The following is a 15550-nucleotide window of genomic DNA, read 5'->3' on the forward strand; positions in this document are numbered from 1 at the left end:
ACTGATTCGGGCGTTCCGGTATTCTGCGCGGGAGACGTGTGAAGGGTACAGAAGACCGGCTGCGCGAGTCAGGGCTTTTCTGTCACGCAAAAAGCGAAGGACGGAAAAGCGGAAGCTCTAGCAGCCGTATGGAGGAGGCGTAGGGTAGGAAACAAGCCCGCGTTCGGCGGGAAGGAAGCAAAGGGGCGTGCCAATGGGCAACGCCGCCGGAACAGCGGAAACCTGAGGCAGGACAGGCGGGGAGGCCAACGCGGCGGCATACCCCGCCGAGTTCGGCAGGGGCTTGTCGAACCCTTTGGGCGTCCGGGCCGTCGTTTGGCTTGTATTGCCGTTGAGCGTCTCAGAAATACTGGTGAAGGGGTTCCTTTCGGAACGGGCAAGCGCCGCGTCAAGCCGCCACTCGCCGGATACTTCGACAAGCGCCGAACCTTCATCTACGGCATCGAAGCGTTGGAGCTGCGGGCCGATGTCCCCGCTTTCCAGTTCGGAGCGCTGATCCTTGAATGCCTCCATACTTGAAGGGGCCGTTTCGAGGAGGGCTTCAAACTGCCTGCTGACATCGCTGTCTATGTGCGCCTGCGCGGAAAAGGAGGAACACAGAAAAAGCCCGAAAGCAAAAAGCAGCGTCCCCAACACGGAGCGGGAAAAGCTGGTCGTTGCGTCTTTGATGGGCCTTAACGTATTCATGCTTTTACCCATAAAGCCGAACGGTAAGGATGTCAATAATACGTGGCGGCCCTTTTGGGGATTCTCATGCGGAATCGGAGGTTCGGGCTTGCCTGAGGGCTTGAGGATGGGTACTATCATTTTTCCCGCACGGCATCCGTTTTGTGAAAACCTCCGTTCCCGCGGGCCGAAAATCAGCGAAAGGACTCAGTATGTGTCTTGCCATCCCTGCGAAAGTCATTGAAAAATCTGATGACGGCATGTTGAAGGCCACCGTCGGCAACGGGCCGACCTGCCTGACCGTTTCCGGCATTTTGCTGCCCGAAGAAGTGGAGATCGGGGATTACATCATTATCCATGCCGGGTTCGCCATGCACAAGATGGAGAAGACCGAGGCCGAAGAGAGCCTGCGCCTTTTCCGCGAGCTGGCCCAAGCCACCGGGCAGGAAGCGGCCTTTTGACGTGAAGCATACGGGGAAAAGCCTTGGTTGAAGGCATATCCCTGTCCTTCACCTTTCCTCGGCCCGTCCTTGCGACTGTCCCTTCTCTTTTCAAAGTGTTCGGCCTATTTTCAGGCTTTGCCGTAGCATGAGGCCGTTTCATCTCCACAGCGCGGTGAAACTACAGCCTTTTCTCCAGCTTTCCCCTTGGCGGAATCCACGGCTAAGGCATTTTGCCGGTTATTCTTTTGGAACTTCAAGGAAAAAAGCATCAGCCGTTTTCTAGGGCACAGCCTGTTTTTATCGCCGGGCGGGGTGAGGCTGGGCGGATTTCCTTGTGCTGCATGGCGTAAAGAAAAATCCCGAAGTTGAAGGCTTCGGGATTTTTTTATGGCCGCATGGAAACGGAACGGTGCGTTCGGCGGCCTCCGTTTTTTTATGGGGCGGCGGGCTGGAAAGCGGTACGGTTTTTCCCTCCGGGCTGAGGGGCGGCAGTGTGCCCGTTCCCGTGCTCCCTGTGGGATCAATATATCATGCGCGGGAGGAACAGCACGATGTCCGGGACGAAGACGCAGAGGATGATGACGCCCACGGTTACGAAGACAAAGGGCAGGGCGCTGTAGGAAATGTCCTCAAGGGTGGTGTCGGCGATGCCTGAGGCGATGAAGATGTTTTCGCCGAGGGGCGGCGTGGAGAACCCGACCCCGCAGCAGCAGACCAGCACCACGCCGAAGTGGATGGGGTCTACGCCGAAGGCGGTCATGACTGGCAGGAGCACGGGCGTCGCCAGCAGGATGATCGCCAGCGTCTCCATGAACATCCCCAGAAAGAGCAGCAGGGCGATGGCGAACATCCAGATGACGGCGACGTCCGAAGTGAAGCCGAGGATGTGCTCCACAATCATGTCCGGTATCCGGTACTGGACGAGCAGCCGCTCGAACGCGTAGGCCGTGAACATGATGATCAGCACGCGCCCGGTCATCCATGAGGTGATCTGGAGCGAGTGCCGGATGCCCCCGAACGTCAGCTCGCGGTGGATGAACAGCCCGACGAAGATGGAGTAGAAGATGGCGACCACGGCGGCCTCGGTCGGCGTGAAGAACCCCCCGTAGATGCCGCCGAGGATGACGACCGGGGCCATGAGCGACCAAAGCCCGTCCTTGAGCGCCTTGAGCAGCGAGTCCCCTGAGCCGTTTTGGAGATCTTCCGCCACGGGCATGTTCCGGCAGAGGAAGAGGTGCATGGCGGCGAGCCCCACCGCGATCATGATGCCGGGCGTCACCCCGGCGAGGAACATTTTGGTGATGGACTGCTGCCCCGACACCGCATAGACGACCATCGGGATGCTTGGGGGGATGATGATGCCCACGCCCCCGGCGGTCGCTGCGGCCGCAGCCGCATACCCCTTGCTGAACCCGCGCCGGATCATGGCCGGGATCATGAGCATCCCCACGGCGGCGGTCGTCGCGGGGCCGGAACCGGAAATCGCCCCGAAAAACACGCAGGCCAATGCTGTGGAGACGGCGAGGCCGCCGGGGATGGGGCCGACGATATTTTCCGCGATGGCGACAAGCCGCCGCGAAATGCCCGCGCATTCCATGAGCGCCCCGACGAGCATGAAGGCGGGCAAGGCCATGATGGGAAAGGAGTTGACCGAGGTGAAGGCGATCTGCACCAGCGTGACGAGGTTTTGATCCACCGTATAGAGGGCCGTCATGGCCGCCACGCCGAGCGCCACGGTAATGGGCGAGCCGAGCAGCATCAGTACCGCAAAGGTGGCGAAAAGGGCTCCCGCCGGGCTCATGGCTTACCTCCGTCCGCCAAGGCTTTCCGGCTCTCTTCGATTTCAACGACGTCGGGTGCCGTAACGCTCCTCTTCAGAATGAACTTCATCACGTTGACTTGGATGATGCGGGCGGACATGAGCGTAAAGGCGATGGGGAAGATGAAATAGATGTACGAGAGCTGCCAGTCGAGGGCGGGGGTGGCGTAGGGGAATTCCCGGAGTTCGCGGATCACGGCGAGGCTTTCCACGACCATGACGCTGTTGAAGAACAGCCACACGCCGTCGCTGAGGAGCATACAGGCATCGCCCACCCATTTGGGGAAGGGGCGGAACTGGATGGTGACCCGGTTGTGCGCGGCGAGGCGGGCCGCATAGGAAGCCCCGAAGAAGACGAACCAGACAAAAGAATACCGCGCGAGCTCTTCCGTCCAATACAGCGGATGCCCGAACTGGCGCAGGAAAATCTGCAGGAGCAGGATCAGCACGAAGAACGCAAGCAAGGCTTGGCTGACGTACCCCTCAAAATTGTCCAAAAGCGTTAGAAGAACCTTCTTGAGCATGAAGTCCCCCCCCGGAGAGCGTCGGTGCGGCGCGTCGCCAGTGTAGGGCAGCGCACGGGAATAGACAACCTTATGAAGCCGCTTTCCCCTTGTGCGGAAAGCCTACTTCCAAGGTTTTTTCCCGATGGCGGAGAGGAAGGCGTTAATGGCGGCCCTGCCGCCCACGAACGTCTCCATTTCGGGCCAGACCTGCGCAATGGCGGCATTCCTCCAGTCGGCCTCGTCCTCAAGCTGATCGATCTGCACGCCCGACTCGATGAGCCGCTGCTTCGCCCTCACGCCTTCGACAAGCTGGAAGGCAAGGCAGTATTCCTGCGCGCCGCGCCCGGCGTCGGTGATGAGCGCCTGCATTTCAGGGGACATTTTCTTGAATGCCCGCTGGCTCAGGATCATGGGCTGGAGCTGATAGGTATAGTGCGCTTCGGTGATGTACTTCTGCACTTCGTTGAACTTGCAGGCGAGGAAGGTGATGTAGCCGTAACATTGCCCGTCGACCAAGCCCTGCTGGAGCGCGGTGAAGGTTTCCGCCCACGAGATCGGCACCGGGTTCGCCCCCCATGCCTTATAGCAGGCGAGCAGGATGGCGCTCTGCGGGACACGGAACTTGAGCCCCTTGATGTCGTTCAGGTTTTTGATGGGCCTGCGGGAATTGGAAATGTAGCGGTAGTCGGTATACGTCCAGCCGAGGATGCGGAATCCCCCCTCCCGTATGGCGTACCCGTTGAGCAGGGCATGGGCGGGGCCGGTGGTCGCCCGGACGACGTCGTACATGTCGTCAAAAAGGTAGGGCATGGTGAGGATGCCGAGTTTTTTCACGAACGGGACTGTATTGGCGATGCCCACAACGGCGATGTCGAGGTTCCCGGCGCGCACGTTCTGGATCATTTCCGTTTCGTCGCCGAGCTGGCCGGAGGGGAAGAGCTGGACTTCCACCTTGCCTCTGGATCGGGCTTCCACGATTTCCTTGAACCGGATGCCGATGGCCCCCATCTCGGAATCGATGGGATCGCCCATGCCCACTTTCAGGATGGTTTTTTCATAGGCGCTGGCGGGGGAGGCGCCGGTGAGAAGGGCAAGCGTCACCAAGGCGGCAAGCAGGCTTTTGAGCATAGAATCCTCTCTCTTTCCATCTAGAGTCCCGTGGCTGCGTGCAACCCCACACCTTATTTTGGGCTTTAGCGCACGAGGCTCGAAGGTGTCAACCTGGCCTCCCCGGTAAGCCCGCCAGCCTGATTTTCCTCCTATCCGACTGTAGATACGTTTGAAAAAAATTATTTGTGGGCGATTTCCACGAGGCCGATCTTATACCGCTGCGCTTTCCTGACGATGGTGGACTGGCTGACTTTGAGCCGCCGGGCGGCCTTGTAGGTGCTGCCGGTTTCGGTGAGCGCGGCCATGATCATGTTGCGCTCCAGTTCGGCGACGGCCTCGCGCATGGGCTGGCGGAAGGAGACGCCGCCCTGCGGGATGGGCGACTGGGCCTGCATATATTGAGGGAGATCCTGCATGGTGATGGTTTCTTCCTCGCTCATGGTCGCCAGCGACTGCACGAGGGCGCGGAGCTCGCGGACGTTGCCCGGCCAGCGGTAGGTCAGGAAGCAGTTCAGCACCTGCGGATCGAAATTTTTTTGCAGCCCGTTTTTCTTGATGATCTCCTGCAGGAAATGCATGGCGAGGACGGGGATGTCGTCCGGCCGTTCCCGCAGCGGAGGGATTTCCACGGTCAGCACCCGGAGGCGGTAGAAGAGGTCTTCGCGGAACTGCCCCGAAGCGGCCATGTCCGCCAGCGGCTTGTTGGTCGCGGCGATGACACGCACGTCCACGGTGATGGGCTTGGTCCCCCCGACCCGGTGGAAGGGGTGCCCGTCGAGCACTTGCAACAGCTTGGCCTGCATGGGGAGGGGGAGCTCGCCGATTTCGTCAAGGAGGAGGGTTCCCTTGTGGGCCAGCTCGAACATGCCGGGTTTGCCGCTTTTGGCCGCGCCGGTGAAGGCGCCTTTTTCGTAGCCGAACAGTTCGGATTCCATAAGCGACATGGGGATGGCCCCGCAGTTCACCGCGATGAACGGCTCGGCGCTGCGCTGGCTCATGTCGTGGATGGCCTTGGCCGTCAGCGTCTTGCCGGTTCCGGTTTCGCCGAGGATGAGGGTGATGGCTTCGGTGCGGGCGGCTTTGGAGGCTTCCTTGCGCAGGCGGCGCATGGGGGCGCTGTGCCCGACGAACCCGGCGTCCATTTCGGTTTGAAGGTTTTCCAGGCGTGCTTTGTAGGAGAGGGTTTCCATCTCCAGATCGGTGAGCTTCCGCTGGAGGGTTTCCAGCTCGGTCATGTCGCGGATGGAGGCGATGACCCGCCACACGTTGCCCTTTTCGTCAAAAATGGGCGTGCTGGTGTTCAGGCAGCGCTTGCCGTTGGAATAGTCGTCGAACATGGTGACCGCGCGTTTTTCGATGAGCGCGCGCAGGGTGACGCAGGTTTCAAAGCGCCCCTTGTGCATGGGTTCGGTCACATGCTTGCCGATGACTTCCTCGGCGCGCAGCCCGGCGATGCGCTCCATCGCCTTGTTGACGCGCAGGGTGATGCCGTCGGAGTCGATGACCCAGATGCCGTCGTGGATGGAGTCGAGCAGGACGGTCAGCTCCTGCCAAGGCAGTTCGGCCACCCGGTTGATCTGATCGACCGGGATTTTTGACATTGTGATAAGGCGAACTTGCTCGCCGTCCGCGGAATCGCCGGCGGAAACGCTTTTCCAGCGGATGATGTACATGGAACCCTCTTTGTGGTGGGCGATCAGCTCGCCTCCGTGGGGTTCGCTCAGGCTTTCCTCCACTTCATCAAATCCGCATCGCGTCAGGCGTGGCAAAAAAGGCTCGTCATCAGCCCGTCCGGGAGAAAGTTTGAGTATTTCTCCCAACATATTGTTTATAAAGATTAAATTCCATGTGTCCCCGCGGCATATTCCGGCGGCGGCGAGTTCGTTTTGATGGAGGATGTGATCGCAAAAGGCGGGCTGTGGCGTCATGGAAGAACCTCTCTAATGCAACTATGCATCATGATGCAAAATTAACTCGAACATTCCTATGATTCATCGGCAAGTGATTCGAGACTGCATTGACCCCAAAAAGGCCTGAAAAGGACGCTTTTAAAAACTATAATAAAAATATTATGTTATGATGTTTGGGAAAAATGGAACGCTAGTTGCTATAAAGAGGGCATGGAGTACAACCCCACCCTGAATTTCAAAACGTACTTCAACATACTGCTCTCGGAGGCACTCAAATGCGTGTAGGTATCCCCACCGAAATCAAAGTTCAGGAATTCCGCGTTGGCATCACCCCCGCTGGCGTTCATGCCCTTAAAGAAGCCGGTCACACCGTCCTCGTGCAGAAGGGCGCCGGCCTCGGCAGCATGATCACCGACGAAGAATACGTTGCCGCCGGTGCTCAGATCGTTGATACCGCCAAGGAATGCTGGGACTGCGACATGGTCGTGAAAGTGAAGGAACCTCTGGCTCCTGAATACGACCTGTTCCATGAAGGCCTGATCCTCTACACCTACCTGCACCTTGCTCCGGAACCGGCCCTGACCAAGGCTCTTCTCGACAAGAAGGTTATCGGTATCGCTTACGAAACCGTGCAGCTCGACAACGGTTTCCTGCCCCTCCTCGCCCCCATGTCCGAAATCGCCGGTCGCATGGCCACTCAGGTGGGCGCCCAGATGCTGACCAAGATTGAAGGCGGCATGGGCCTCCTGATGGGCGGCACCGCTGGCGTGCAGGCCGCTCACGTCGTCATCGTGGGTGCCGGTACCGTGGGTCTCTCCGCCGCCAAGGTTGCCATGGGCATGGGCGCTCGCGTGACCATCCTCGACAGCAACCTCTTCCGCCTGCGCCAGATCGACGACCTGTACGGCGGCCGCATCCAGACCCTGGCCTCCAACGCCTTCAACATCGCCGCCGCTGTGAAGGAAGCCGACCTCCTCGTGGGTTCCGTCCTCATCCCCGGCGCCCTGACCCCGAAACTGGTCACCGAAGCCATGGTGAAGACCATGAAGAAGGGCTCTGCCATTGTTGACGTCGCCATCGACCAGGGCGGTTGCATCGAAGTGACCGCGAAGCACGGCGCCACCTACCATGACAACCCGACCTTCATGTATGAAGGCATCGTGTGCTACTCCGTGGGCAACATGCCCGGCGCCGTGGCCCGCACCTCCACCTTCACTCTGACCAACGCCACCATGCCTTACATGATCGATCTGGCCAACAAGGGCTGGAAGAAGGCTTGCCAGGACGACAAGGCTCTGGCCCGCGGCATCAACACCTATGACGGCAAGGTGTACTTCAAGGGCGTTTCCGATGCTCTCGGTTACGAACTGCATTGCACCTGCGACATTCTGAAGTAAGACGTGATTCATGACTGGACCAGTCTCATGTCCGCATGAGACTGGCCAGTTTTCCGGTCAAAGTCAAGGGTAAGGGCAGGAACGGCCCATGTGCGCCAATTGGTTTTCGCCTTTAACCTTCCTGTGACAATACCATCATTATTTCATGAGGAATGCACCATGACTTACGATAAAGCTGAATTGGTCGCTCTGGACAAAAAGCACGTTTGGCACCACCTGACCCAGCACAAGAATTTCGAGCCCGCCATCTATGTGAAGGGCGAAGGCATGCGCATCACCGACATCGACGGCAAGACCTACATCGACGCCGTGTCCGGCGGCGTGTGGACCGTCAACGTCGGCTATGGCCGCAAGGAAATCGTTGACGCCGTCGCCGCCCAGATGATGGAACTGTGCTACTTCGCCAACGGCATCGGCAACGTCCCCACCATCGAATTCTCCAAGAAGCTCATCGAAAAGATGCCCGGCATGAGCCGCGTGTATCTCTCCAACTCCGGTTCCGAAGCCAACGAAAAGGCTTTCAAGATCGTCCGTCAGATCGGCCAGCTGAAGCACGGCGGCAAGAAGACCGGCATCCTGTATCGTGCCCGTGACTATCATGGCACCACCATCGGTACCCTGAGCGCTTGCGGCCAGTTTGAACGTAAAGTTCAGTACGGCCCCTTCGCTCCCGGCTTCTATGAATTCCCCGATTGCGACGTTTACCGCTCCAAGTTCGGCGATTGCCCGGATCTCGGCGTGAAGATGGCCAAGCAGCTTGAAGAAGTCATCCTGACCGTGGGCCCGGACGAACTCGGCGGCGTGATCGTGGAACCCATGACCGCCGGCGGCGGCATCCTCGTTCCTCCGGCAGGCTACTATGAAACCATCCGCGAAATCTGCGACAAGTACGGCCTGCTCCTGATCATGGACGAAGTCGTGTGCGGCCTTGGCCGTACCGGCAAGTGGTTCGGCTATCAGCACTTCAACGTCCAGCCCGACATCGTCACGATGGCCAAGGGCGTCGCTTCCGGCTACGCTCCCATCTCCTGCACCGTGACGACCGAAGCCGTGTTCCAGGACTTCGTGAACGACCCGGCCGACCACGACGCCTACTTCCGCGACATCTCCACCTTCGGTGGCTGCACCGCCGGCCCCGCCGCGGCTCTGAAGAACATGGAAATCATCGAGCGCGAAAACCTGCTCGAAAACTGCACGAAGATGGGCGAACGCCTCATCGAAGGCCTCAAGGGCCTGATGGACAAGCATCCCATCATCGGCGACGTACGCGGCAAGGGCCTCTTTGCCGGTATCGAAATCGTTAAGGATCGCGCTACGAAGGAACCCATCGCCGAACCCATCGCCAACGCTATGGTCGGCGCCGCCAAGCAGGCCGGCGTGATCATCGGCAAGACCTCTCGTTCCTTCCGTGAATTCAACAACACCCTGACCCTGTGCCCGGCCCTGATCGCCACCGAAGCCGACATCGACGAAATCGTCGCCGGTATCGACAAGGCGTTCACCACCGTCGAACAGAAGTTCGGTCTGTAAGAATTGAAAAGCCCGATGCCTCCACCGGAGGCATCGGGACTTTCATTCTGGAAAACGTCGGCAGGGCAAGGCAGTGCTTTGTCCTGCTTCGGCATATTGAAGACTTCAACAACGCGAGGATACGACAATGGCTTTTGTGCATTACACCGTCAAGAAGATCGTGCATGGCCTCGGCGCCATCAAAGAAGCCGCCAACGAAGTGAAGAACCTCAAGGGTTCCAAAGCGTTCATCGTGACCGACCCCGGCTTGGCCAAGATCGGCGTCCAGAAGCCCCTCGAAGAAGCTCTGACCGCCGGCGGCATCGAATGGAAGCTGTACGCTGAAGCCCAGCTCGAACCCAGCATGGATTCCATCCAGCACTGCACCGACGAAGCCAAGGCTTTCGGCGCCGACGTGATCATCGGTTTCGGCGGCGGTTCCGCCCTCGACACCACGAAGGCCGCTTCCGTGCTGCTTTCCAACGAAGGCCCCATCGACAGGTACTTCGGCATCAATCTGGTTCCGAACCCCTGCATGCCCTCCATCCTGATCCCCACCACCGCCGGTACCGGCTCTGAAATGACCAACATTTCCGTGCTCGCCGACACCAAGAACGGCGGCAAGAAGGGCGTTGTTTCCGAATATATGTATGCCGACACCGTCATCCTCGACGCCGAGCTGACCTTCGGCCTGCCTCCCCGCGTGACCGCCATGACCGGCGTTGACGCTTTCGTGCATGCCATGGAATCCTTCTGCGGCATCGCTGCCACCCCGATCACCGACGCCCTGAACCTTCAGGCCATGAAGCTGGTCGGCGCCAACATCCGTCAGGCTTATGCCAACGGCAAGAACGCCGCTGCCCGCGACGCCATGATGTACGGCTCCGCCCTCGCCGGCATGGGCTTCGGCAACACCCAGAACGGCATCATCCATGCCATCGGCACGACCCTGCCCGTGGAATGCCACATCCCCCACGGCTTGGCCATGTCCTTCTGCGCTCCCTTCAGCGTGGGCTTCAACTACATCGCCAACCCTGAAAAGTACGCCATCGTGGCTGACATCCTGCGCGGCGATGACCGTTCCGGCTGCATGAGCGTGATGGATCGCGCCGCCGACGTGGAAGACGCCTTCCGCGACCTGCTGAACGATCTCGACATCGCCACCGGCCTCGCCAACTACGGCGTGAAGCGTGAAGACCTGCCCGCCTGCGCGGATCGCGCCTTCGCCGCCAAGCGTCTCCTGAACAACAACCCCCGCGCCGCCAGCCGCGACCAGATCCTTGCTCTGCTCGAAGCCAACTTTGAAGCCTAGTCCTTGGATTTGAGATAAGCCATTGGCCGGGGGAGGAAAGGCGCACTGCGCAGTTCCTCCCCCGGTTTCTTCGTTTGGCTGTGTCATGGAAAATGGCCGATGCTTTTCCTTGAAGTTCCAGAGGAATAACCAACAAAATGCCTTGGCTAGGGTTCCGCCAAGGGGAAAACTGGAGAAAAAGGTTATATTTTCACCGCGCTGTGGAGATGAAACAACCCCATACTATGACAATGCCTTTCGTTTTATCCATACGGAAGTGGGGCTGCCTTGCGGCAGAGGACAAAAAGGTTGTGTCATGGAAAATGGTTGATGTTTTTTCCTTGAAGCTCCAAAGGAATAACCAACAAAATGCCTTGGCTAGGGTTCCGCCAGGGGGAAAACTGGAGAAAAAGGTTTGTATATTTCGCCGCACTGTGGAGATGAAACAATCCCATACTATGACAGAGCCGACAAAAAAAAGCCCTGAACAGCATTCAGGGCTTTTTTGTTTTTCAGTGATTGGGTATGTACAGCGGCTTACTCCACGACAGCCAACCGCACGGGTCTGCGCGGGGGGACACGGGCATACTGGACGGAAGGATACCCGATCATGAGTCCTCCGCAGATTTTACGGCCTTCGGGGACGGGGATGCCGAGGTCTACGCCGTTGTTGGCGGCGGCGATGACGAAACCGCTCCAGCAAGTCCCGATGCCGTAGCTGTGCAGGGCAAGTTCCAGATAACTGACGGCGGCGGCACAGTCGATGGCGTTCCACGGCGTGTTGGCGTCGCCGTGCGCGAGAATGAGGGAAGGGGCCCCCCGGAGGATCGGATCCTGCCCGGCGTGGAAAGCCGACGCCACATGGCGGTATTTTCCGGTGAGCGTCGACATCCAGTCCGCCACGCGCGAGGCGAGGTCGTGCAGTCTGTCGCGGCCTTCCACCAGCAGCCACGCCACTTCCTCACTGTTGGACGCCGTCGGCGCGTAGCGGGCCTCTTCCAGCGCCTTGAGCAGTACGCTGCGATCGACCGGGTCGTCTTTATACACGCGGGTGGAACGCCGCGTCTTAAACAGCATGTCGCGTTGCAGGTCGGAAAGGGGAGCGTCTTCGATAAGCGGCAGGGAGGAGGGCGCGATATGCTCCAAGGTCAGGGCCGCCTTGGGACAGACGGCGACACAGTGGCCGCACCGGATGCAGCGGGCCAGAGCCCCGTGCAGGACATCCACGGCCCCATTGGTGCGGCGTCCGAGGATGCGCTGAGGGCATACGCTGATGCAGCGTCCGCACCGGATGCAATGATCCTGATTGAGTTCAAGGGAAACCATAGGCAGTCCTTTGGAAGCGCTTCGGAAAGGGCACCCTTTCCCGGCGGCTTCCCGCCTTTTGTGTCCTCTGGGCGGACGTTGTTGCGTTTATCGTTCCGGTAGTGCCTCGCCCCGATCAAAAAACGGGCAGGGGAAGGAAAAGGGCGGGGCCTTGAAACGGCATTTCTCCCCGTGCAGGCGGCTGATGCAGGCTGTGCCGCTTTGAGACGGAGGCACGGCGCAATATACCTGTATTCCGGGATTGCGGACAGAGGCACGGGAGCCAAGCCCTTGGAATGCGGAAAGAGGCTCTGAACATGCACGTTTGGGGAAGGGGGACGCCTCCCCTCGGAAAGCCTTCCCTCCCCCAATGCCGTGTCATAGGAACTGGTTGATGTTTCTTAAAATTCCAAAGGAATAACCAATAAAATGGCCCAAGCATGGAGCCCATCGACGGAAAAACTGAAGGAAACGTCTGTATTTTCACAGTATTATGGAGATAAAACAACCACGTGCTATGGCAAAGCCTTCCCCCATAGTTCCTACCGCTCGATGGGCATCCGCGTCAGCCGTCTCCGAGCTTGCGCCGTGCCCGCCGTTCTTCGGTGAGGAACTTGCCGGTAACGGAATTCGGATCGGCCATGATGGCTTCAGGCGTTCCGGCGGCGACGATGCGCCCGCCGTTTTCCCCTCCGCCGGGGCCGAGGTCGATGACGTAGTCCGAGGCAAGGATGACGTCCGTATTATGCTCGATGACCACGACCGTCGCGCCGAGTTCCACCAGATGGTGCAGCACGGTGACGAGCTTGCCGACCTCGTGCATGTGCAGCCCCGTGGTCGGCTCGTCGAGGATGTACATGGTGCCGGGCAAGGAGCGCTTGCCGAGCTCGCGCGATATCTTGATGCGCTGGGCCTCGCCGCCGGAGAGGGTCGTGGCGGGCTGGCCCAGGCGGATGTAGTCGAGCCCCACATCTTCCAGTACGGCAAGGCGGCGTTCGAGTACAGGATAATTGGAGAAGAACTGGCGGGCCTCACGTACGGGCATGTCCAGCACTTCCGAGATGTTCAGCCCCCGATAGCGGACTTCGAGGGTTTCGTGGTTGTAGCGTTTGCCCTTGCACACGTCGCAGGTGACGTACACGTCGGGCAGGAAGTGCATTTCCACGCGGATCTGCCCGTCGCCGCTGCACGCCTCGCAGCGCCCGCCCTTGACGTTGAAGCTGAACCGCCCCGGCTGGTAGCCGCGCTTGCGGGCGTCCGGGGTCATGGCGAAGATGTTGCGGATCTCGTCGAAGATTTTGGTGTAGGTGGCCGGGTTGGAGCGCGGCGTGCGTCCGATGGGCGTCTGATCGATGGCTACGATGCGCTCGATGGCCTCCACGCCGTCGATGCCCCGGATGCTGCCGGGCTGATCCACGCGGATGCCCTGCGCCAGCGCGAGGTGCTTGTACAGCGTGTCCACCACGAGGGAGCTTTTGCCCGATCCGGAAACCCCGGTCACGCAGGTCAGCGTGCCGAGCGGGATGGGGCAGTCGATGTCCTTGAGGTTGTTGGTCGTGACCCCGCGCAGGGTGAGCCAGCCCTTGGGCTCGCGGCGCTCGTCGGGGATGGGCACGGACAGATCCCCGCGCATGTACTTGGCGGTCAGCGTGTCCGAGTGCTTGATCAGGTTCTCGAAAGAACCGTGGTACACCATGTCGCCGCCGTGCGCGCCGGAACCGGGCCCAAGCTCGATGATGTGGTCGGCCTCACGGATGGTGGCCTCGTCGTGCTCGACCACCAGCACCGTGTTGCCGCGCCCCTGAAGGCTGCGGAGCGTGGCAATGAGGCGTTCGTTGTCCCGCGGATGCAGGCCGATGGACGGCTCGTCGAGCACGTAGGTTACGCCCACTAGCCCGGAACCGAGCTGTGAGGCGAGGCGGATGCGCTGCGATTCCCCGCCCGAAAGCGTGGTCATGGTGCGGCCCAGAGAGATGTAGTCGAGGCCCACATTGGTCATGAACGACAGCCGATGGTTCAGCTCTTTAAGGAGCGGCTCGGCGACGAGGGCGTGCCGCCCGTCGAACTCCCGCCCGTTCAGCCAGCGGAGGGCGCGCTCCACGGGCAGGGAACAGAACTGGTGGATGTTGAGGTCATCCACGCGCACGGCCAGCGATTCGGGCCGCAGGCGCGCGCCGCGGCATGTGGGGCAGTCCATGCTCTGGAGGTAGCGGGACAGCAGATCCCGCCACATATCGCCGTACTGCATGCCGCGCTCAAGCAGGGGGATGACGCCCGGCCAGTTGTCCGTGCCCAGCTTGTGCGGGCCATCGTAGGCCTTGGCCGGAGCGGGGGCGGTGTCGTCGTACTCCGGCGAATCGAGGGCCACGGATCCGCCGAGGCGGTTCCTGCGCAGGCCGCTCTTGGATTTCTGCGGGGAATCATCCTCACCGTAGAACAGGGCTTGCAGGGCTTCGGGCGAATACGCGGACAGCGGCGTGGACAGGGTGAAGCCGAAGCGCTTGCCGAGGGCGGCCAACGCCTCTTCATAACGGGCGAAGGTCTTGGGGTTGGCCCACGGCAGGATGGCCTTGGTGTTCAGGGACAGGCCGCGGTTGGGCGCGATGAGCATGGGCTCGAAGTACTCCACGGTGCCGAGCCCGGCGCAGCGCGGGCAGGCTCCCTGCGGGCTGTTGAAGGAAAAGAGCTGCGGGCTGGGTGCGGGCAGGCTGATTTTGCAGACCGGGCAGACGGATTCCGTGGCGTGCAGCGTGTCGCCGTCGGCTCCCTTGTCGGGTTCGTTCACGATGATCCGGCCCTCGCCGTAGCGCAGGGCCAGCTCCACCGAGTCGGCCAGACGCCCCCGGATGCCGTCCTTGATGACCAGACGGTCAATCACGAGATCGATGGTGTGCTTCTTGTTCTTGTCCAACGCGGGGATATCTTCCATGCCGTACAATTGCCCGTCCACGCGCACGCGCACGAAGCCCTCGGCCTTCAGTTTCTTGAAGCGGTCGAGGTGCGTCCCCTTTTGGAGTTCCACCAGCGGGGCCATGACGATGACTTTCGTGCCTTCGGGCAGGGCGAGGATGTCGGCGATGATTTCATCGGCGGCGCGCGCCTCGATGGGGCGTCCGCATTTGGGGCAATACATCTTGCCGAGGCGGGCGAAGAAGACGCGCAGGAAGTCGTAGACTTCGGTGACGGTGCCGACCGTGGAGCGCGGGTTGCGGCCCGTGGTCTGCTGTTCCAGCGAGATGGCGGGGGAAAGGCCCTCGATCTTGTCGACGTCCGGCTTGTCCATCTGCGGGAGGAACTGGCGGGCGTAGGCGGAAAGGGATTCCACATACCGGCGCTGGCCTTCCGCATAGACGATGTCGAACGCGAGCGTGGATTTGCCCGATCCCGAAGGGCCGCAGACGACCACAAGTTCGTCGCGGGGGATGTCGAGCGAGAGGTTTTTGAGGTTGTGCTGGCGCGCGCCCTCGATATGGATGGAGGAATGGCTCATGAGGTTCCTTGGAAAGTCTGTCCAGACTGGGGTGTCTTGCGGGTGAATCGCCACTTCCGCCGGGCCTGCCGGGGCGTGGCCGTTTCATTGCATCCTAATATGAT

General features: G+C 60.4%; 11 protein-coding genes. 4 read left to right on the plus strand and 7 right to left on the minus strand.

Translation table 11 applies throughout. The features are described 5' to 3' along the window. Nucleotides 1–117: 117 nt before the first annotated feature. The gene (locus AC6I1V_RS12130; protein ID WP_486854265.1) at nt 118–687 is read right to left on the minus strand and encodes a hypothetical protein; all 570 of its coding nucleotides are present in this window, start codon (nt 685–687) and stop codon (nt 118–120) included. Nucleotides 688–878: 191 nt separating this feature from the next. On the opposite strand from AC6I1V_RS12130, the gene AC6I1V_RS12135 reads away from it, so the two are divergent. Then, nucleotides 879–1127, plus strand: a complete 249-nt coding sequence (locus tag AC6I1V_RS12135) for a HypC/HybG/HupF family hydrogenase formation chaperone (RefSeq protein WP_302553266.1) — start codon at nt 879–881, stop codon at nt 1125–1127. Nucleotides 1128–1629: 502 nt separating this feature from the next. Here the strand turns inward: AC6I1V_RS12135 and AC6I1V_RS12140 are convergent. From AC6I1V_RS12140 to AC6I1V_RS12155, 4 genes are all read right to left on the minus strand, one after another. Beyond that, nucleotides 1630–2910, minus strand: a complete 1281-nt coding sequence (locus tag AC6I1V_RS12140; RefSeq protein WP_486854264.1) for a TRAP transporter large permease — start codon at nt 2908–2910, stop codon at nt 1630–1632. After that, entirely contained in the window at nt 2907–3452 is a 546-nt protein-coding gene (locus AC6I1V_RS12145) for a TRAP transporter small permease (RefSeq protein WP_302553268.1), read from the minus strand. The genes AC6I1V_RS12140 and AC6I1V_RS12145 overlap by 4 nt, the downstream gene beginning before the upstream one ends. Nucleotides 3453–3554: 102 nt before the next feature. Continuing rightward, the gene (locus tag AC6I1V_RS12150) at nt 3555–4562 is read right to left on the minus strand and encodes a TRAP transporter substrate-binding protein (protein WP_308771030.1); all 1008 of its coding nucleotides are present in this window, start codon (nt 4560–4562) and stop codon (nt 3555–3557) included. A gap of 161 nt (nt 4563–4723) precedes the next feature. Further along, nucleotides 4724–6313, minus strand: a complete 1590-nt coding sequence (locus AC6I1V_RS12155) for a sigma-54 interaction domain-containing protein (protein ID WP_486854263.1) — start codon at nt 6311–6313, stop codon at nt 4724–4726. A 416-nt stretch (nt 6314–6729) separates the two neighbouring features. Between AC6I1V_RS12155 and ald the strand changes: the two genes are divergently transcribed. The 3 genes from ald (at nt 6730) to sarD (ending at nt 10672) form a co-directional block, all read left to right on the plus strand. Further along, on the plus strand, nt 6730–7851 hold the full coding sequence (gene ald / locus AC6I1V_RS12160) for an alanine dehydrogenase (RefSeq protein WP_302553271.1): 1122 nt from the start codon (nt 6730–6732) through the stop codon (nt 7849–7851). A 159-nt stretch (nt 7852–8010) separates the two neighbouring features. Continuing rightward, entirely contained in the window at nt 8011–9381 is a 1371-nt protein-coding gene (tpa, locus tag AC6I1V_RS12165) for a taurine--pyruvate aminotransferase (protein ID WP_302553272.1), read from the plus strand. A 127-nt stretch (nt 9382–9508) separates the two neighbouring features. Next, nucleotides 9509–10672, plus strand: coding sequence for a sulfoacetaldehyde reductase (sarD, locus tag AC6I1V_RS12170; protein WP_302553273.1), 1164 nt, complete (start codon nt 9509–9511; stop codon nt 10670–10672). Between the two features lie 516 nt (nt 10673–11188). Here the strand turns inward: sarD and AC6I1V_RS12175 are convergent. Beyond that, entirely contained in the window at nt 11189–11977 is a 789-nt protein-coding gene (locus AC6I1V_RS12175; protein WP_486854262.1) for a nitroreductase family protein, read from the minus strand. Between the two features lie 544 nt (nt 11978–12521). Next, nucleotides 12522–15446 carry an excinuclease ABC subunit UvrA gene (uvrA, locus tag AC6I1V_RS12180; RefSeq protein ID WP_486854261.1) on the minus strand — a complete coding sequence of 975 codons (2925 nt, stop codon included), beginning with the start codon at nt 15444–15446 and terminating at the stop codon, nt 12522–12524. Nucleotides 15447–15550: the final 104 nt, after the last annotated feature.

Source organism: Bilophila sp. T19-St14 (assembly GCF_059728385.1).

Excerpts from the sequence above, each read along its gene's own strand:
- AC6I1V_RS12130 (WP_486854265.1), bottom strand. The coding sequence starts at position 687 with ATGAATACGTTAAGGCCCATCAAAGACGCAACGACCAGCTTTTCCCGC.
- AC6I1V_RS12135 (WP_302553266.1), top strand. The coding sequence starts at position 879 with ATGTGTCTTGCCATCCCTGCGAAAGTCATTGAAAAATCTGATGACGGC.
- AC6I1V_RS12140 (WP_486854264.1), bottom strand. The coding sequence starts at position 2,910 with ATGAGCCCGGCGGGAGCCCTTTTCGCCACCTTTGCGGTACTGATGCTG.
- AC6I1V_RS12145 (WP_302553268.1), bottom strand. The coding sequence starts at position 3,452 with ATGCTCAAGAAGGTTCTTCTAACGCTTTTGGACAATTTTGAGGGGTAC.
- AC6I1V_RS12150 (WP_308771030.1), bottom strand. The coding sequence starts at position 4,562 with ATGCTCAAAAGCCTGCTTGCCGCCTTGGTGACGCTTGCCCTTCTCACC.
- ald (WP_302553271.1), top strand. The coding sequence starts at position 6,730 with ATGCGTGTAGGTATCCCCACCGAAATCAAAGTTCAGGAATTCCGCGTT.
- tpa (WP_302553272.1), top strand. The coding sequence starts at position 8,011 with ATGACTTACGATAAAGCTGAATTGGTCGCTCTGGACAAAAAGCACGTT.
- sarD (WP_302553273.1), top strand. The coding sequence starts at position 9,509 with ATGGCTTTTGTGCATTACACCGTCAAGAAGATCGTGCATGGCCTCGGC.
- AC6I1V_RS12175 (WP_486854262.1), bottom strand. The coding sequence starts at position 11,977 with ATGGTTTCCCTTGAACTCAATCAGGATCATTGCATCCGGTGCGGACGC.
- uvrA (WP_486854261.1), bottom strand. The coding sequence starts at position 15,446 with ATGAGCCATTCCTCCATCCATATCGAGGGCGCGCGCCAGCACAACCTC.